The sequence below is a fragment of the Salinigranum halophilum genome (assembly GCF_007004735.1).
Classification (GTDB): Archaea; Halobacteriota; Halobacteria; order Halobacteriales; family Haloferacaceae; genus Salinigranum; species Salinigranum halophilum.
This window is the reverse complement of record NZ_SSNL01000007.1, coordinates 60,662-77,879: the sequence shown is the minus strand read 5'-3', so window position 1 is coordinate 77,879 and position 17,218 is coordinate 60,662. Positions and strand designations below refer to the sequence as shown.

The 17,218-nt window shown below is 67.5% G+C and carries 15 protein-coding genes; 4 read left to right on the top strand and 11 right to left on the bottom strand.

Going from position 1 to position 17,218, the window contains the following annotated elements; all coding sequences use genetic code 11:
- Window positions 1-8 precede the first annotated feature (8 nt).
- The 11 genes from E6N53_RS18570 to E6N53_RS18520 form a co-directional block, all read right to left on the bottom strand.
- On the bottom strand, window positions 9-2,192 hold the full coding sequence (locus E6N53_RS18570; RefSeq protein WP_269090108.1) for an ATP-dependent DNA helicase: 2,184 nt from the start codon (window positions 2,190-2,192) through the stop codon (window positions 9-11).
- 309 nt (window positions 2,193-2,501) lie between these two features.
- Window positions 2,502-3,158, bottom strand: coding sequence for a hypothetical protein (locus E6N53_RS18565; RefSeq protein ID WP_142860961.1), 657 nt, complete (start codon window positions 3,156-3,158; stop codon window positions 2,502-2,504).
- An 86-nt stretch (window positions 3,159-3,244) separates the two neighbouring features.
- On the bottom strand, window positions 3,245-4,147 hold the full coding sequence (gene argF, locus E6N53_RS18560) for an ornithine carbamoyltransferase (RefSeq protein WP_142860960.1): 903 nt from the start codon (window positions 4,145-4,147) through the stop codon (window positions 3,245-3,247).
- 8 nt (window positions 4,148-4,155) lie between these two features.
- A complete protein-coding gene (locus E6N53_RS18555) occupies window positions 4,156-5,205 on the bottom strand; it encodes a [LysW]-lysine hydrolase (RefSeq protein WP_142860959.1) in 1,050 nt (349 codons plus the stop codon).
- Window positions 5,205-6,353, bottom strand: coding sequence for an aspartate aminotransferase family protein (locus E6N53_RS18550; protein WP_142860958.1), 1,149 nt, complete (start codon window positions 6,351-6,353; stop codon window positions 5,205-5,207). The genes E6N53_RS18555 and E6N53_RS18550 overlap by 1 nt, the downstream gene beginning before the upstream one ends.
- Window positions 6,350-7,183, bottom strand: coding sequence for an acetylglutamate/acetylaminoadipate kinase (locus tag E6N53_RS18545; RefSeq protein WP_142860957.1), 834 nt, complete (start codon window positions 7,181-7,183; stop codon window positions 6,350-6,352). The genes E6N53_RS18550 and E6N53_RS18545 overlap by 4 nt, the downstream gene beginning before the upstream one ends.
- Window positions 7,184-8,221, bottom strand: coding sequence for an N-acetyl-gamma-glutamyl-phosphate reductase (gene argC, locus E6N53_RS18540; protein WP_142860956.1), 1,038 nt, complete (start codon window positions 8,219-8,221; stop codon window positions 7,184-7,186).
- Window position 8,222: 1 nt separating this feature from the next.
- The gene (gene lysX / locus E6N53_RS18535; protein ID WP_142860955.1) at window positions 8,223-9,095 is read right to left on the bottom strand and encodes a lysine biosynthesis protein LysX; all 873 of its coding nucleotides are present in this window, start codon (window positions 9,093-9,095) and stop codon (window positions 8,223-8,225) included.
- A 2-nt stretch (window positions 9,096-9,097) separates the two neighbouring features.
- Window positions 9,098-9,277 (bottom strand): lysine biosynthesis protein LysW, encoded by a 180-nt coding sequence (gene lysW / locus E6N53_RS18530; protein ID WP_136592438.1) that lies wholly within the window; start codon window positions 9,275-9,277, stop codon window positions 9,098-9,100.
- A gap of 220 nt (window positions 9,278-9,497) precedes the next feature.
- A complete protein-coding gene (gene argH, locus E6N53_RS18525; RefSeq protein WP_142860954.1) occupies window positions 9,498-10,985 on the bottom strand; it encodes an argininosuccinate lyase in 1,488 nt (495 codons plus the stop codon).
- A 4-nt stretch (window positions 10,986-10,989) separates the two neighbouring features.
- Entirely contained in the window at window positions 10,990-12,219 is a 1,230-nt protein-coding gene (locus E6N53_RS18520; RefSeq protein WP_136600539.1) for an argininosuccinate synthase, read from the bottom strand.
- A gap of 394 nt (window positions 12,220-12,613) precedes the next feature.
- Between E6N53_RS18520 and E6N53_RS18515 the strand changes: the two genes are divergently transcribed.
- From E6N53_RS18515 to fer, 4 genes are all read left to right on the top strand, one after another.
- A complete protein-coding gene (locus E6N53_RS18515; protein ID WP_136600538.1) occupies window positions 12,614-13,912 on the top strand; it encodes an O-acetylhomoserine aminocarboxypropyltransferase/cysteine synthase family protein in 1,299 nt (432 codons plus the stop codon).
- A gap of 73 nt (window positions 13,913-13,985) precedes the next feature.
- On the top strand, window positions 13,986-15,080 hold the full coding sequence (locus E6N53_RS18510; protein ID WP_142860953.1) for an inorganic phosphate transporter: 1,095 nt from the start codon (window positions 13,986-13,988) through the stop codon (window positions 15,078-15,080).
- Between the two features lie 79 nt (window positions 15,081-15,159).
- On the top strand, window positions 15,160-16,311 hold the full coding sequence (locus E6N53_RS18505) for an inorganic phosphate transporter (RefSeq protein ID WP_142860952.1): 1,152 nt from the start codon (window positions 15,160-15,162) through the stop codon (window positions 16,309-16,311).
- A 133-nt stretch (window positions 16,312-16,444) separates the two neighbouring features.
- Entirely contained in the window at window positions 16,445-16,834 is a 390-nt protein-coding gene (gene fer, locus E6N53_RS18500; RefSeq protein WP_136592444.1) for a ferredoxin Fer, read from the top strand.
- Window positions 16,835-17,218: the final 384 nt, after the last annotated feature.

The following is a 17,218-nucleotide window of genomic DNA, read 5'->3' as shown; positions in this document are numbered from 1 at the left end:
GCTGTGGCTCACGGCCGCGGCGGGTCGCCGGTGTACGCGTCGTGGTCGGTGAAGAAGTTCAAAATCGCGAACTTCGCCTTCGACGGCCCGACGTCGACGAACTCCGTCCGCTCTTCGGTGGGGAACGAGCCCCGGACCCCGTACCGGCCCATGTCACGGCTCTCGCGCGTGTACCGACGGTCGAGCAGGAGTCGAACCCCGAAGTCGTCCGGCGAGCGGATGACACGGCCGAGCGCTTGGCGCGTCTTGCGGATGGTTGGAATCTCGACGCCGTAGCGCCATCCCGCCTCGTTTCCCGGATAGGCTCTGTCGTACGCGGCCTGCACCGCCTCCATCCGCTCGGAGAGGTGCGGATAGGGGACGCCGACGACCGCTACGGTCCGCGCGTCGTCGCCGTCGAAGCTCACGCCCTCGCTGAGCGTCCCCCACAGCGAGGTGAAGAGCGCACCGTCGTCGCTGGCGACGAACCGCTGTCGGGCCTGTTCGGTGTCGACGTCCGAGCCGTCGAGCCACAGGCTCGTCTCCCCGGCCCGTCCCCGGAGGCGTTCGTAATACCGTTCCGCCTCCGCGTACGAGGGGAAGAACACGAGGGTGTTCCCCGGGGTGAAGCGCAGCACGTCCGCGAGCGTCTCCGCGACGAGTTCCTGGGTCTCGGGGTTGCTCCGCTCCGAACTGAACAGTGGGGGGACGTCGACGGTGAGGGTCCGGCGGTTCTCCTCCGGGTAGGCGAGCCCGTACGCCATCGTCACCGGGTCCTCCAACCCGAGGACGTCCTGCGTCACGTCGAAGGGACGGAGCGTCGCGCTCATGAGCACCGTCGCCGACACCTGGTCGAACAGTTCCTGGGTGACCTCCCGCGGGATGCACGTGTACAGCTCCGCGCGGCCGTATATCTCGTCGCTCCCGCCGTCGCGGCGGACCGAGCACATCGGATGCTGGCCGAGGTCGCCCCCTTCGTCCATCCACGCCGAGACGAACGCCGCCGCCTGCAGCGTCTGACACTCCTTCCGGGAGGTGGTCTCTCCCTGCTTGTACGCCTCCTCGTACTCCTCGTCGAGGCGCTTGCCCAACTGAAGCGCGAGTTCGACCTCCGTCGAGATTCCCCGCCCCTCGTACGCGTCGAGAAAGCGCATCGTGAGGTCGTCGCGCCGGTCGTCGTTCGCGATAGAGAGGTCGTACCAGTTCTCGCCGACCTGCTCGCGTTCGCCGAACGCGAGCGCCTCCTCGTAGGTTTCACAGAGCGCATCGGAGAACGCCCGAAGGACGTTTTCCGCCGAGACGGCCCGCGAATCGTCGACGTCCTCCAGCTCCGACAGCGCGGCGGAGAGGGTGTTCTCGGTCAGTGTTCGCGTCGCGTGGTCTCTGGCGGCGGATTCGACGTTGTGCGCCTCGTCGAACACCGTGATGACCTCGCTCGGCTCGCGGCCGAGCCACCGGAAGAACTGTTCGCGGATGAGGGGGTCCAGCAGGTGGTGGTAGTTGCAGACGACGAGGTCGACCCCTTCCATCCCCTCCTTCAGCAGCTCGTACCCACACAGTCCTTCCCTGTCCGCGTAGTCGTACACGTCCTGGGGGGTCCGAACGTCGTCGAACAGCCACGAGAAGAACGCGCCGGTGTCGCGGGTGAGGTTCGCTCGGTAGTGGTCGCAGACGTTCCCGTCCTCGAACTCCTCCAGCTCCGACTCGAGCGTGTCGAGTTCGTCCATCACCGCCTGCCGCGCCTCGCCCGCTCCCTTGCTCCCCGCTTGGAGTTCGTCGAGGAGGTCTTGCTGGCGCGCGTTCAGTTCGTCCACCTCCTCCTGTTTCTCGACCAGGTCGCGCGTCGTGTCCCGAAGCGTCTGACACTCGCGGTAGTCGACGTCGATGTGACACATCGACGCCTTTCCCTTGAACACCACGGCCCGGATGGGCTCCGTCCGGGTGATGGCGCGGGCGTCGGCGACGAACTGGCGCATCTGCTGGTGGACGTTCGTGGTGATGACGACCGTCTTGTCCTCCTCCCTCGCGTGTTCGAGCGCGGGCACGAGCGCCGAGAGCGTCTTGCCCGTCCCCGGCGCTCCCTCGAGCAGGACGTTCCGCTCCTCACTGAGCGCCTCGGCGATGCGCGACATCGCCTCGTCCTGGTTCGGATACGGCTCGTCGTACGGGAAGAACCGCCAGTGGTCGTCCGTCGACCGGTTCGAGGCTGCCACACCCGCTCTCGCGCCCCGATGGGCAAAAAACGCTCGCCCCTGTCGTGTGCTACCATCCGTTCTCGAACCCCTTTGTTTCCGGTGGAACTAACTGTTCACTCGGGTGGGAGTTACTCGCGTTCAGGTCGACGCGCCGGGCAGTCCGCTGACCACCAGGAGAGTGCAGCCTCCGACCACAGGGCTACCGTCCAGAGGAACAGCCCTCTGCCGAGCGGCGGGAACACCCTCGCCCGACGGGGAGCGGGAGGCCGTTCGCGTCCTGCTCCGACTCTCCGCGGAGACGTCGTACGTGCCTGGTGGTCCCTCGACTCACGTCTCGTCGCGCCCGAGGACCGACCACCCGCCGCCGACCAGCGCGAGGGCCGTGAACGTCGCGCCCGCCGAGGCGGTCCAGACCGGGCCGGTCGGGGCGGTATGGGCGAGAACGATACCGACGACGGGCGCGACCGACCCGAGGAGCGTCGGCCAGCGCCACCCCCGCTCCCGTGTGAGCGTCGCTCCGACCGTCGCCCCGCAGAGCGCGAGCACACCCAGCGGGAGGCCAGCGACGAACGCGAGCGCGAGCGTCCCGGGCAGTCCGGTCCCGCTCACGGTGACGATGGCCAGCGGGACGCCGAGGGCCACGACTGTGGCGAGAACACCCGCCTCGGCGTAGAATCGAACCGCTGCGGTGAGCGTTTCCCGAACGCCCTCGGCACCGTCGGACGGCGGCAGGAGACCCACGTACACCGAGCCAACTGCACCCATGAGCACCCCAAACAACAGCGGTGTGTGGAGCGTGACGAACGCGACTTCGGGGCTGGTGTCGTAGGCGGCGGCGGTCGCCTCGACCGCTCGGCGGGTCGTGCCGGTGAGCACGCCGAGGTCGGTCAGCACCGCCCCCGAGAGGGCGGCGACGGCGACACCGAGTCCGACGGTTCCGAGACGAAGGCGACGGCGGACGGTGACGTCGTCGGTGGTGGACATGGCTCACGATTCGTGAGCGACGACTCGGCTCTTGCGGTCCGACCGGGGGTAACGGCGCATCCGACCGCCCGCGAGACGAGAGACGGTCAGCCGCCCGCCAGGAGTTCGACCAGCAGCCCGTTCTGGGCGTGCATGCGGTTCTCCGCCTGGTCCCAGACGATGGCGCGGTCGGACTCGAGGACCTCGTCGGTGATTTCCTCGCCGCGGTGGGCGGGGAGACAGTGCATCACCTTCGTCTCCTCGCCCGCGTGTGCGAGGAGGTCGGCGTTCACCTGGTAGCCGTCGAAGGCCCCGAGTTTCTCCTCCCGTTCGCCCTCTTCGCCCATGCTGACGAACACGTCGGTGTAGACGACGTCGACGTCCGCGACGGCGGCTTCGGGCGTGTCGACGACGTCGGGCGCCGCGCCGAGGTCGGCCGCGCGGGCGAGGACGGACTCGTCCATCCCGTACCCCTCCGGTGTGGCGACGGTGAGGTCGATACCGACCAGGGCACAGCCGAGGGCGAACGACTGGCCGACGTTGTTGCCGTCGCCGACCCACGCCACCCGGGTGTCGAAGCCGAACTGTTCGCGGATGGTGAGGAGGTCTGCGAGCGTCTGACACGGGTGGGCCGCGTCGGTGAGCCCGTTGATGACCGGGACGTCGGCGTACGCCGCCAACTCCTCGACGTCGCCGTGGTCGAACAGCCGCGCCATGACCGCGTCGACGTACCGCGAGAGCGCCCGCGAAGTGTCCTTGATGGGTTCGCCGTGGCCCAGGTGGATGTCGTCGGGACCGAGGTAGACGGCGTGGCCGCCGAGTCTCGTCATCCCCGTCTCGAACGACGTTCTCGTCCGGGTCGAGGGTTTTTCGAATATCATCCCCAGCGTCTTCTGCGGGAGCCGAGCCTCGTCCTCACCGGCTTTGAGCGCCGCCGCTCTGTCGAGGACGGTGTGGACGTCCGCTTCGGAGAGGTCGTCGATGTCGAGCAGGTGGGTCGTCGAGAGCATCGCCGGACTCACTCCTCCGTCAGCCGCTGTGCGACGTCGACGAGGACCTCGACCGCGGTGTCGAACTCGTCGAGTACGATGTGTTCGTCCGGCGCGTGGTCGAGGTCGGAGTTCCCCGGGCCGTAGGTGACCATCGGGCAGTCCCAGGCGTCGGCGTAGAGGTTCATGTCGCTCGTCCCCGTCTTTCGGAGGAGCCGGGGCGACCCCCCGGCCTGCCGGATGGCGACGCGGAACGCGCGAGCGACCTCCGTCCTGGGCGACTCCATCACCGGCGGGATGGGCTCGTTCCAGTGGACGGTCCCCTCGATCAGTTTCGAGTCGGCGAGTTCGCGCAGTTCGTCGGCCGACAGCGCCGGTGGGATGCGGAACTGCACCTCCATGGTCGCCTCGACGGAGAGCCCGTCCGCGCCGAGTCCTCCGTCGAAGCCGACGGGCTTCGTGGTGACCTGTTCGAAGATGGGCCGCCACTCGTCGGCCTCGAAGGCGTTCTCGACCTTCTGCCACCACTCCATCGCCTCCTCGATGGCGTTCATGTCCGGGCGCGAGGAGTGGCCCGACTCCGAGGTGGCGACGTACGTGCCGTCTAGGAATCCGCGGTAACCGAGGGTGATACCCTCCCACCCGGAGGGTTCGCCGTTCACAACGGCTTCCGGTGCCTCGCGGTCCTCACAGAGGAATCGTGCGCCCGAGGAGGTGGTCTCCTCCTCGACGACGCCGGCGAACGAGACGCCGGTCTCGACGGCTGCGACGGCCATCGCCGCCAGCGGCCCGGTCGCGTCGACGCTCCCGCGCCCCCACAGCTCACCGTCTTTCACTTCGACCGGGATGTTTCCGGGGACGGTGTCGATGTGTGAGGTGAGCAGGACGGCGTCGTCCGCGGGGGCGCGGACGTTTCCGGCCTCGTCGACGTACACCTCGCGGTCGTGCGCCTCGAAGAACGCGACGAGGACCGCCGCAGCGTCCGCTTCCCGACCGGACGGTGACGGCGTCGACACGAGGTCGACCAGAAGTTCCTGTGCGTCCAGTTCCGTCGTCCGTGTCTGGGGTTTGGTGCTCATCACGTCATCACCTCGACCAGCGCGTCGACCATCCGGTCCGCGTGCTCCTCCTCGATGGTGAGGGGCGGTAAGAGCCTGAGAACGGTCCGTCCCGCGGGCAACGCGAGGACCTGTTCGTTCAGCGCGAGGTCGCGCAGGAGCCGATTCGAGCCGCGCTTCACCTCGATGCCGATCATCAGCCCCAGGCCACGAACCTCCCGGATGGGGAGGTCGTGCTCCTCGGTCGCCCGTTCGATTTCGCTCCGGAGATACTCGCCGACCTGTGCGGCGTTCCCGGGGACGTCCTCCTCGACGATGGTGTCGAGCGTCGCGTTCGCCGCCGCACACACGACGGGGCCCCCGCTGAACGTCGAGCCGTGCTCGGGGTCGGCGTCGGCGATCCAGTCCGCACAGAGTGTCGCGCCGAGCGGGAGGCCGTTCGCGATACCCTTCGCCGCCGTGAGCATGTCCGGGACGACCCCGGCCTGTTCGCAGGCCCAGAGCGTCCCCGTCCGACCCACGCCCGTCTGAATCTCGTCGAAGACGAGCGCCGCGCCGGCGTCGCCGGTGAACTCGCGCGCGGCTTCGAGGTACTCCGTCGAGGCGGGATGGATGCCCCCCTCGCCCTGGACGGGTTCGAGGAAGACGGCCGCGGTCTCCTCGTCGACCGCCGCTTCGAGTTCCTCGGTGTCGCCGTACGTGACGAATTCGATGTCACCGGCGAGCGGCTCGAACGGCTTCTTGTACTTGTCCTTCCACGTCATCGCCAGCGCGCCCATCGTCCGGCCGTGGAACCCCCGGCGCGTGGCGACGATTTTCGACCGGCCCGTGGCGTTGCGCGCGAACTTCATCGCCGCCTCGTTCGCCTCGGTTCCCGAATTGCAGAGCCAGACGTTGTCGAGCGTGCACTCGCCGTCCGCGGGGCTGAGCGCCGCGAGCTTCTCGTACAGCTCCGTGCGCGTCGAGTTGGGGTACGACGCCTGCACGTACACGAGGTCTTCGACCTGTTGCTGGACGGCTTCGGTCACCCGCGGGTGGGCGTGACCGAGCGCCGCAACCGCGTACGACGCACCGAAGTCCAGATACTCGGTGCCGTCGTCGGTGTACAGGTACGGTCCCTCGCCGCGTTCGATTTGAATGGGCTTCTCCGAGAAAACGAATCCGCTCATTGCTCTGCAACCTCCTGTACTGCACTCCGCTGGATGTGTGTGCCGCCGCCGCCGACGGCGCTGCTCACGGGGTCGTCGGCGTTCGCGTTCGCGACGACGACTGCAGGGGAGCCACCGTCGAGCGCCTCCTTCGCCGCCATGACCTTCTTCGTCATGAAGCCCTCGGCGGCGGCCTCGAGGTCCGCCCAGTCGTCGCCCGTCTCGACGCGCGAGATGAGCGTCGACGGGTCCTCGGGGTCCGCGTACACGCCCTCGACGTCCGTCAGGAGGACGAGTGTCGCGTCGAGCGCCCCGGCGACGGCTGCGGCCGCGCGGTCGGCGTCGGTGTTCACCGGTGTACCATCATCGCCGAGCATCGGCGGGCCGGTGACGGGCGTGTGACCGCTCGAGAGGAGCGTCTCCAGCAGGTCGGTGTTGACCGCGTCGATGCGGCCCGAGTGCTCGCCGCGTTTGATCTTCTTCTTGCCGTCCTCGACGACCCTGACCGCGGACTTGCGCTTGCCGGTGAGGAGGCCACCGTCGACGCCTGAGAGGCCGAGCGCGTCGACGCCCTGCTTCCGGAGGCCGGCGACGAGGTCGGTGTTTATCGACGACATCGCCATCGTGAACACCGCCATCGTCTCCGCGTCGGTAAAGCGTCCCGTGACGCCCGCGGGCGTCTCGACGTACGTGGGCTCGATACCCATGCGTTCGAGCGTCTCGTCGACCTTCGTGGAGCCGCCGTGGACGACGACGACGTCTTCTCCCGCCTGGACCAGCGAGGCGACGTCCGCCAGCGCGCCTTCGGGGTCGACGGCGCGTGCGCCGCCGATTTTGACGACGACAGACATCTAGGGTGCCCCCACAGGGTGGAACCCCGTCGCGTCCAGTCCGGCGGTCTCGTCGAGGCCGAGCGCGACGTTCGCGCCGTGGATGGCCTGGCCGGCCGAGCCCTTGATCATGTTGTCGATGGCGGAGAACACCACGAGTCTCCTGTTCTTGGGGTCGAGTTCGAAGCCGACCTCGCCCATGTTCGTGCCGGCGACGACCTTCGGCTCGGGGTAGCGGTAGACGCCACCGCCGCCTGCGACGGTGCGCATGAACGGTTCGTCGGCGTACGACTCCCGGTAGGCGCTCCAGAGGTCGCTCTTGCTGACGGGCGACGACGGGAACGTGTGGCAGGTCGCGCTCGCGCCGCGGACCATGTCCACGGCGTGCACCGTGAAGGAGACCGAGAGCCCGAGGAACTCCTCGATTTCGGCCTCGTGGCGGTGGCCCGTGGGCGCGTAGGGTCGGACGATGCCCGACCGCTCCGCGTGCGAGGAGGCGTCGCCGCCCCCTGCGCCTCCCTCCGACGAGCCGACCTTCACGTCGACGACGACCTGTTCGTCGCCGTCGAGAATCCCCGCGTCGAACAGCGGCTTCAGTCCGAGGATGGTCGCCGTGGCGTTACACCCGCCGCTCGCGACGAGTTCCGCACCGGGGAGGTTCTGACGGTTTAGCTCGGGGAGGGCGTACTCTGCTTTCTTTAGGTACTCGGGGCAGACGTGGCCGTCGTACCACTCGTCGTACTGTTCCTCGGTGGAGAGTCGGAAGTCCGCGGAGAGGTCGACGACCGTGTCCGCGTGGTCGAAAAAGTCGTCGACGTGCTCCATCGAGACGCCGTGCGGCGTCGCCGCGAAGAGCACGTCGACCGACTCGAGGTCCTCGGGGGAGGTAAAGCGCAGGTCCAGTTCCCGCAGGTTTGGGTGGACTCTCCCGACCGTCTTGCGGTCGTACGACCGACTCGTCGCCTGCGCGATCTCGAACTCGGGGTGGTGGCTGAGCAGACGGAGGAGTTCTCCGCCGGTGAAGCCGGAGCCGCCGACGACGCTTGCGCGCAGTGTCATCCTACGCGGTCACCTCTGTCTCTGCGGCGACCTTCGCTTCGAGCCAGTCGACGACTCGATTGGGAACGTCGACGCTGTCGCCGACGGCGTCGTTCAGCGCCTTGAACTCGACGGTGTGGTTCACTTCGTGAACGGTGTAGTCCGAGCCGACCTCCATGAGGTCCACGCCGAGGAGGCCCCCACCGACCGCAGCAGCGGCCTTCTCGACGAGTTCGCGCGCGCGGTCGTCGAGTTCGAACTCCGCCGTTTCCCCGCCTTTGGCGGCGTTCGTGAGCCAGTGGTCCGACGAGCGCGTCATCGACGCGACGGGCTCGCCGTCGACCGCGAGCACGCGGATGTCGCGGCCGGGCTTCTCGACGAACTCCTGGATGTAGAACACCTTGTGCTCGTAGTGGCCGAGGGTCGCCTTGTGTTCGAGGATGGCCTCGGCCGCGTCGCGCGTGTCGATCTTCGCCATGAGTCGCCCCCACGAGCCGACGACGGGCTTGAGGACGCAGGGATAGCCGAACGCCTCGATGGCTTCGAGGGCGGCGTCGGTGGTAAAGGCGACCGTCGTGTTCGGCGTCGGAACGCCCGCGGCCTCCAGTGCGAGGCTGTTCTTTACCTTGTCCGCACACAGCTGTGCGGTCTCCGAACTGTTGACGACCGGCACGCCGTAGGCGTCGAGGAAGCGCGTGATGTAGAGGCTCCGGCTCGTCGCCAGACACCGGTCGAGCACGACGTCGAGGTCGGCGAACACCGCAGGCGCCTCGGAGATGTTGAACTGCTCCTTCCGGACGTCGATCTTCGTCACGTCGTGCCCGCGGTCGCGGAGCTCGGAGAGGAGGAGTTTCTCGTCGCGGCGGATCCGGGAGTATAGCAGTCCAACGTGCACCGCTATTCTCCCCAGTCCTCTTCGAGCTCGGGCGCCTCCTCGAGGACCACGGGGTCCAAGGAGACGACCTCCAGTTCGGCGCCGCTCACGGGACTGTCGATAATCTCGCCGACTTCGACGTCGGCCGGGAGCGTGATCTCTTCGCCGGTCAGCGGGTCTTCCGCAGTGATTTCTTCTGGCATCGTACCTCCTTCTCATCTGTGAGTGAACTTAAACCCATCGAACTTATCATTTGAAATACATTATTGTAGCTTCGGCTAATCGAGCGCAGTACATCGATTTTGGGTCCGTCGACCCGTGCCGTATCAGTAATGTAGTAGTTAGTCCCCTGCCGGGGACGGCGGCGCTGCTCGCGGTCGCGGCGGGAGCGACGCGGCCACGTCGCACTCGTGGCCGACCCGCTCAGACATACGTCGTCACCTCTGTCTCGAGCGTCTCGTGGGCGTCCGCGAGTCGCCCCCGGGCGTCGTCGACCGTCCCGGCGTCCGCTTCGAGGTCGCGCTCGACCGCCGTGAGCGCCCGCGCGACCGCGTCGGGCGCGGGCCCGCCGGCGGAATCGCGGCTGGCGACGCTCGCGGTCGGGTCGAGCGCGGCTTCGACGGCCTCGCGGCTCACGTGTTCGAAGAGGGACGCGCCGAGGACGTCTGCTGTGACCGCGTCAAGTGTTGCGACGTCGGGCGTTCCCGTCCCCGCGTCCTCGGCGGCGGCGGCTGCCTCCGCGAGTATCTCGTGGGCCGTCCGGAACGGGATGCCGGCCATCGCCAGCTGGTCCGCGACGCCTGTCGCGGTCGAGAACCCCTCGCCGGCGGCCTGTCTCAACGCGTCTTCCTCCCACGTCGCGGTCGCGACTGCGCCCGCCGCGACGTCGGTGGCCTCGACCACGCTGTCGACGGCGTCGAACGCGTGGGGGTGGGCGTTCTGCAGGTCGCGGTTGTACGCCCGCGGGAGGCCCTTGAGCGTCGTGAGCAGCGCCGAGAGGCCGCCCACGGCGTCGCCCGCCACCGACCGGACGAGTTCGAGCGTGTCGGGGTTCTTCTTCTGGGGCATGATCGAGGAAGTCGAGGAGTAGTCGTCCGCGAGGTCGACGTACCCTCTGTTGGCGAAGACGACCAGGTCCTCGGCGAGCCCCGAGAGTGTCACCGCGTGGGTCGCGAGCGCGCTCGTCGCCTCGACGAGGAAGTCCCGCGCCGAGACGGCGTCCATCGAGTTCTCGAGGACGGCGTCGAACCCGAGCAACTCGGCCGTGCGCTCGCGGTCGACGTCGAACGGCGTGCCCGCGAAGGCCGCCGCGCCGAGGGGCGATTCGTTCACCCTCGCATACGCGTCCAGCAACCGCTCGGTATCGCGTGCGACCGCCGACTCGTACGACAGGAGGTAGTGTGCCACCGTCGTCGGCTGTGCCGGCTGGAGGTGCGTGTACCCGGGCATGAGCGTCTCGGTGTGCGCGCTCACCTCGTCGGCCAGCACGTCTCGCAACCGGAGCGTCGTCTCCGCGGCGTCGAGGAGGTCCTCCCTGAGGCGGTATCGGAGACAGGTCGCCACCTCGTCGTTGCGCGACCGGGCGGTGTGCATCTTCCCGCCCTCCGCGCCGACTCGTTCGATGACGGCCGTCTCGATGGCCTCGTGGACGTCCTCACCGTCGGAGAGGGCATCGTGGCCCGCGGCCTCGACGTCGTCGAGCGCGGCGAGTATCTCGCCGGCGACGTCGTCCGTGATGATTGCCTGTTCGGCGAGCATCACCACGTGTGCGCGGTCGACGGCGAGGTCGGCGTCGAAGATGCGGGCGTCGCCCGCGAGCGAGGAGAGGAATCCCCGTGCGGGGCCGCCGCTGAAGCGGTCGCGGCGGACAGCGCCCGTGCCGGTGCCCGTGCCCGTGGATTCCTCACTCATCTCGTTACTCGTCGTCGCCGCCGTCGGTCACGGCCTCGGTCTGCTTCTTCGTCGCCGACTCGTACGCCTCCATCGCGAGACGCTCTTGGAAGCCGTGGTACTTCGCCACGCCTGTCGCGTCGCTCTGCTCGATACCGGCCTCGATGTCGGCGGAGTTGAAGGAGGCGTGTGACTCGGAGTAGACGGCGTAGTCGGAGTCGCGGCCGACGGCGCGCGCCTGGCCGCCCTCGAACTTGATGGTCGCCGTGCCGGTGACCTTCTCCTGGGTGACCTCGATGAACCCTTCGAGCGCCTGGACGAGCGGCCCCGAAATCAGCCCCTCGTAGGCCTTCTCCGACCAGCGGTGGTCGACCTGCGTCTTGAACGAGCGCTCCTCCTTCGTGAGGACGAGGTCCTCGAGCGCCTTGTGGGCGTTCAGGAGGACGGTCGCCGCGGGGTGCTCGTAGTTCTCGCGCACCTTCAGCCCGAGCATGCGGTCTTCCATCACGTCCGTGCGACCGACGCCGTACTTCCCGGCGCGGGTGTTGAGGTGCTGGATGAGCGAGACGGGGTCCATCTCCTCGCCGTCGACGGCGACCGGAATCCCGTTGTCGAACTCGACCTCCACCAGTTCGGTGTCGCCCGTCGGTGCCTGCGTCCACTTGTAGATGTCCTCGGGGGGGACGTAGTTGGGGTTCTCCAGTTCGCCGCCCTCGACGGCGCGCGACCAGAGGTTCGTGTCGATGCTCCAGACGCCCTCGTTGCCGGCCTCTACTGGTAACTCCTTCTCTGCGGCGTACTCGATCTCCCACTCGCGGGTGAGCCCGAGTTCGCGTACGGGCGCGATGACCTCCAAGTCGGAAGCGCGCCAGACAGCCTCGAACCGGAGCTGGTCGTTCCCCTTCCCGGTGCAGCCGTGCGCGAGGGCGTCACAGTCGTGCTCCTCGGCGACGTCGAGAATCGCCTGGGCGATGACCGGACGGGCGAGCGCGGTTCCGAGCGGGTAGCCCTGATACGTGGCGTTCGCCTTCACACCGCGGAAGCACGCCTCCGCGAACTCCGCCTTCGCGTCGACGACGTAGTGCTCTAAGCCGAGCGCCTCTGCGGTTTCTTCTGCCTCTTCGAACTCCTCTTCGGGCTGCCCGACGTCGACGGTGACGCCGATTACCTCGTCGTGTCCGTACTCCTCTTCGAGAAGCGGGACACAGACCGTCGTGTCCAGTCCGCCCGAGAACGCGAGTGCGACGCGTGTCATGTACTTCGACCTAGCACCGTTCACGTGCTTAAATTCTTTGTTTTAAATTATGAAAGAAACGCGCAGAGATGCCTATAGACGACACAAGAGCCGTTGAAACCGTTTGAGCAATCGCCGGGGGAGTGAGTAGTAGTGGGCCTAACGGCCCGGTCGTCGCGGTCGTCGGACGCCGTCGACGGCGACAGTGCGGACTCCCGAAGAAGCGGGCTGTGGGAGGGGGGTCCGCGTCATTGTTCGTACTTTGTCCGTTCGCGCTATTAAAGCGTTACGAGACGGGCGCGAGCGTTCCGTGCGACAGGGGACCGCCCGCTCACGCACCGCCCGTCGTAGCCACCGGCAGCCTCCGCCGCTCCCACCTATCTTTACGTCCCCGCCGTCTGAGCACAACCCACGTATGTCCGACGACGACTCCCAGCCAGGCTTCAACACCCGGAGCCTCCACGCCGGTCAGGAACCCGACGCCGCCACGGGTGCTCGCGCCCCACCCATCTACCAGACGACCTCCTACGTCTTCGACGACGCCGACGACGCCGCCGCGCAGTTCGCGCTCGAGGCGGAGGGGTACATCTACTCGCGGCTGATGAACCCCACACTGGAGATGCTCCAGGGCCGTATGGCCTCCCTCGAGAACGGTATCGGCGCGGCCGTCACCGCCTCCGGCATGGCCTCGTTCGACCTCGCGAACTTCCTGCTCGCCGAGGCGGGCGACAACATCGTCTCCGCCTCCTCGCTGTACGGCGGCACGTACACCTACCTCACGCACACGGTCGAACGCCGCGGCGTCTCGACGCGCTTCGTCGACACGCTCGACTACGACGCCTACGCCGAGGCGATCGACGAGGACACCGCCTACGTCCACCTCGAGACCATCGGCAACCCGGCGCTCGACACGCCCGACATCGAGCAGGTCGCCGACATCGCCCACGAACACGGCGCGCCGCTGTTCGTCGACAACACCTTCGCTACCCCCTATCTCTGCCGGCCGCTCGACCACGGTGCCGACCTCGTCTGGGACTCCACGACGAAGTGGCTCCACGGCGCGGGTTCGACGGTGGGCGGCGCGCTCGTCGACGGCGGCTCGTTCCCCTGGGCCGAACACGCGGAGAAGTACAGCGAAATCGCCAAACCGAACCCCGCGTACCACGGCGTCAACTTCGCCGAGCGATTCGGCGACGCCGCGTTCACCTACGCGGCCATCGCCCGTGGACTCCGCGACCTGGGCAATCAGCAGTCGCCGTTCGACGCCTGGGTCGTCCTCCAGAAGCTCGAATCCTTCCCGCTCCGGATGGAGAAACACTGTGAGAACGCCCAGATCGTCGCGGAGTTCCTCGACGACCACCCCGCGGTGGCCTGGGTCAACTACCCCGGGCTGGAGAGTCACCCGACCCACGACAACGCCTCGCAGTACCTCGAGGGCGGCTACGGCGGCATGATCTCCTTCGGCCTCGAGGACGGCTACGACGCGGCGAAGGGCACGGTCAACGGCGTCGAGGTCGCCTCGCTCCTCGCGAACGTCGGCGACGCCAAGACGCTCGTCGTCCACCCCGCCTCGACGACGCACCAGCAACTCACCGAGGAAGAACAGGAGGCCGCGGGTGTCACGCCCGACATGGTCCGGCTCTCCGTCGGCATCGAGAACCCCGAGGACATCCTCGCCGACCTCGACGAAGCCATCTCCGAGGCGACGAAGTAACGCGGCACGACGGCGTCGTCGCGCGTCCGTGACACGGAGTTTTTGTACAGTCCGGCCCGAGACTCACACAGCCGTGATTTCGCTTCTCCTGCTGGTCGGGCTCGCCGTCGCGGTCTTCGTCGGCTTCAACGTCGGCGGCTCGAACACCGGCGTCGCGTTCGGTCCCGCCGTCGGCAGTGGTGCGGTCTCGAAGCTCGCCGCCGGCCTCCTCATGACGGTCTTCGCCCTCCTCGGCGGGTGGACCGTCGGTCGACGCGTCGTCACGACGCTCGGTTCGAACCTCGTCGTCGGCGACCCCTTCACGCTCCCGGTGAGTATCGGCGTCCTCTTTTTCATCGGCGGTTCGCTCTTCGTCTCGAACGTCTTCGGGGTGCCGGCGTCGACGTCGATGACCGCCGTCGGCGCTATCGCCGGCCTCGGGCTGGCCCAGAACGCGCTTGCCACGGCTGTCGTCCTCGAGATCATCTCGTGGTGGATCGTCGCCCCGCTCATCGCGTTCTGGGTGAGCGGGATGGTCGGCCGCTACGCCTACGACGCCGTCGAGGAGCGCATCGCTGTCGACACGAGCGACGGCTCACTGCTCGCGCTCGACACCGACGGGCGGGTTCCGACGCCACAGCTCGCCGACGAGACCACGCCGCGCGAGGCGACGGGCGTCGTCCTCGTCGTGGGCATCGCCTGCTTCATGGCGTTCTCTGCGGGCGCGTCGAACGTCGCCAACGCCATCGCGCCGCTCGTCGGCTCGGGACAGCTCACGATGAACGCGGGCATCCTCCTCGCCAGCGGTGCTATCGGCCTCGGGGCGGTCACCATCGCGCGACGGACGCTCGACACGATGGGTGAGGGGCTCACCGAACTGCCGCTGACCGCGGCGCTCGTCGTCGCCGTCGTGAGCGCGACGCTCGTGACGGCGCTTTCGGCCATCGGCATCCCCGCCAGCTTCGTCGTCATCGCCACGATGAGCACCGTCGGGCTCGGCTGGGGTCGGGCGACTCGCGCCGAGGGTGCGCTCGTCGTCGACGCCGACGACGTCGTCGAGGAACTCGAGCAGGAGGTCTCGGTCGGCGACCTCTACCGACCGTGGGCGACGCTCCGCGTCGTCGCGCTCCAGAACGCCGTCCCCGCCGTCGCGACCATCGGTGCGTACGCCCTGTTTTCGGTCTGGTAATCGACTCGCTCGCCGCTGTGGAGACCCGCGCCGCGCCGGGAACACCAGGCACTAAAGCCGCGGGACACAACCGACCCTCGTGGTCGAACTGCTCCTCCTCGTCGGACTCGGGGTCGCCGCCTTCGTCGGATTCAACATCGGTGGCTCCTCGACCGGCGTCGCGTTCGGTCCCGCCGTCGGCAGCGACGTCGTCTCGAAACTCGCCGCTGCCGGCTTGATGACCGCCTTCGCGCTCCTCGGGGGCTGGACGGTCGGTCGGGAGGTCATCGAGACGATGGGCGGCCGTATCGTCCCACGCGACGAGTTCACGCTGGCGGCGAGCGTCGGCGTGCTGTTCTTCGTCGGCGTGGCGCTTCTCATCTCGAACGCCTTCGGGGTGCCGGCGTCGACGTCGATGACCGCCGTCGGCGCTATCGCCGGCCTCGGAGTCGCGACGAACACTCTCAACGAGGCCGTCATGCTCGAAATCGTCTCGTGGTGGATCGTCGCGCCCGTCCTCGCCTTCTGGGTCTGTGCTGTCATCGGCCGGTACGTCTACCCGTATCTCGACGCCCGCCTCGCGCTGGACCGTTCGGACGGCCCGCTCGTGACCCTCGACCGTTCCGGGGTTCCCACACCCGCGCTCGGCCCCGGTACGACCGTTCGCGAACTCGGGACCGTCCTGCTCGTCGTGGGTATCGCCTGCTACATGGCGTTCTCGGCGGGCGCGTCCAACGTCGCGAACGCCGTCGCACCACTCGTCGGCTCGGGCGTCCTGAGCATCGACGCGGGCATCCTCCTCGCCGGCGGTGCTATCGGCCTCGGTGCGTTCACCATCGCCCGGCGGACGCTCGACACGGTCGGGAACGACCTCACCGAACTTCCCCTCCTGGCGGCGCTCGTCGTCGAGACGGTCAGCGCGTCGTTCATCACGTTCCTCTCGGCGATCGGTATCCCGGCGAGCCTGGCGGTGTCGGCGACGATGTGCATCGTCGGCCTCGGCTGGGGTCGCGCCACCCGAACGGTCACGCTCGGCGAGGCCGTCCGCGGGGCTTCACCCGAACTCTCGGTCAACGCCCTCGCCGCCGACCCTGGCGACGAAGTCGCCCCCATCGGCGAACCCGACGACACGCTCACCGCCCACGAACTGTTCAACCCGGGGACGACCGGGCGAATCATCTTCTTTTGGCTGCTCACCCCATCGGTGTCGGCCGTGACCTCCTATTTGCTCTTCTCAGCGGTGGCGCTCTGAACGACCGTCGACACCGTTCGTGTTCACCTGTCCAGTCGGACGGGTTTTGGCCGACCAAAACCAGTGACGGCGCGGGGAAAACCCGCTCAGAACAGCAAAGCATAATGAGGTGGGGTTCAAATCATCTGACGAGATGCCCACGGTAGAATACCTCAATTACGAAGTACTCGACGACAACGGCTGGGACATGGACGACGACGACCTCTTCGACAAGGCTGCCGACGCCGGCCTCTCGGACGAGGATTACGGCTCGCTGGAGGTCAACCAGGGCGAGTACATCCTCGAGGCTGCTGAGGCCCAGGGCTACGACTGGCCCTTCTCGTGCCGCGCGGGTGCCTGTGCGAACTGTGCTGCCATCCTGACGAAGGGCGGCATCGACATGGACATGCAGCAGATCCTCTCGGACGAGGAAGTCGACGACAAGAACGTCCGTCTGACCTGCATCGGGACGCCCACCGAGGACGAGGTCCAGATCGTCTACAACGCCAAGCACCTCGACTACCTCCAGAACCGCGTCATCTAACTTAGAACGTGTACTGTTACGGTACACGCCCCGACTAGCGATTTTTCGCAACCTCACTGAAAGACCTCGTAGCAACTGCTCCACCCCACGAACTCGATACTGCAACAAACTGCCGACCAGAACCACTCAGCGGTCTGAACGAGGGTTCACCCTCTGCCTTCTGTCGCCATCGAGATGTCTCCCCGAGGCCTCTGACTGGCTGAACAAGACGACAAGCGTCTGCTACGTGGAGAGCCGGTGTGAAATCTAGTCTACTTCTTACTGGCCCTGTTGGAATCCTTCGAGCTTGAACAGAACTCGCGTGACACAGACAGAAAACGTATACAGTATGGAGGTACTCGACAGCGGTTTTCACTGTGGGTTATATACCGTCAATTGAACGTG

Bases quoted from the DNA above. Each gene is read 5' to 3' on its own strand.
- E6N53_RS18550 (WP_142860958.1), bottom strand. From the start codon at position 6,353: ATGAGCGGATTCGTTTTCTCGGAGAAGCCCATTCAAATCGAACGCGGC.
- lysW (WP_136592438.1), bottom strand. From the start codon at position 9,277: ATGCCAGAAGAAATCACTGCGGAAGACCCGCTGACCGGCGAAGAGATC.
- E6N53_RS18515 (WP_136600538.1), top strand. From the start codon at position 12,614: ATGTCCGACGACGACTCCCAGCCAGGCTTCAACACCCGGAGCCTCCAC.
- E6N53_RS18545 (WP_142860957.1), bottom strand. From the start codon at position 7,183: ATGTCTGTCGTCGTCAAAATCGGCGGCGCACGCGCCGTCGACCCCGAA.
- argF (WP_142860960.1), bottom strand. From the start codon at position 4,147: ATGCTCTCGACGACCCACCTGCTCGACATCGACGACCTCTCCGAAGCG.
- E6N53_RS18520 (WP_136600539.1), bottom strand. From the start codon at position 12,219: ATGACACGCGTCGCACTCGCGTTCTCGGGCGGACTGGACACGACGGTC.
- E6N53_RS18565 (WP_142860961.1), bottom strand. From the start codon at position 3,158: ATGTCCACCACCGACGACGTCACCGTCCGCCGTCGCCTTCGTCTCGGA.
- argH (WP_142860954.1), bottom strand. From the start codon at position 10,985: ATGAGTGAGGAATCCACGGGCACGGGCACCGGCACGGGCGCTGTCCGC.
- argC (WP_142860956.1), bottom strand. From the start codon at position 8,221: ATGACACTGCGCGCAAGCGTCGTCGGCGGCTCCGGCTTCACCGGCGGA.
- E6N53_RS18555 (WP_142860959.1), bottom strand. From the start codon at position 5,205: ATGAGCACCAAACCCCAGACACGGACGACGGAACTGGACGCACAGGAA.
- fer (WP_136592444.1), top strand. From the start codon at position 16,445: ATGCCCACGGTAGAATACCTCAATTACGAAGTACTCGACGACAACGGC.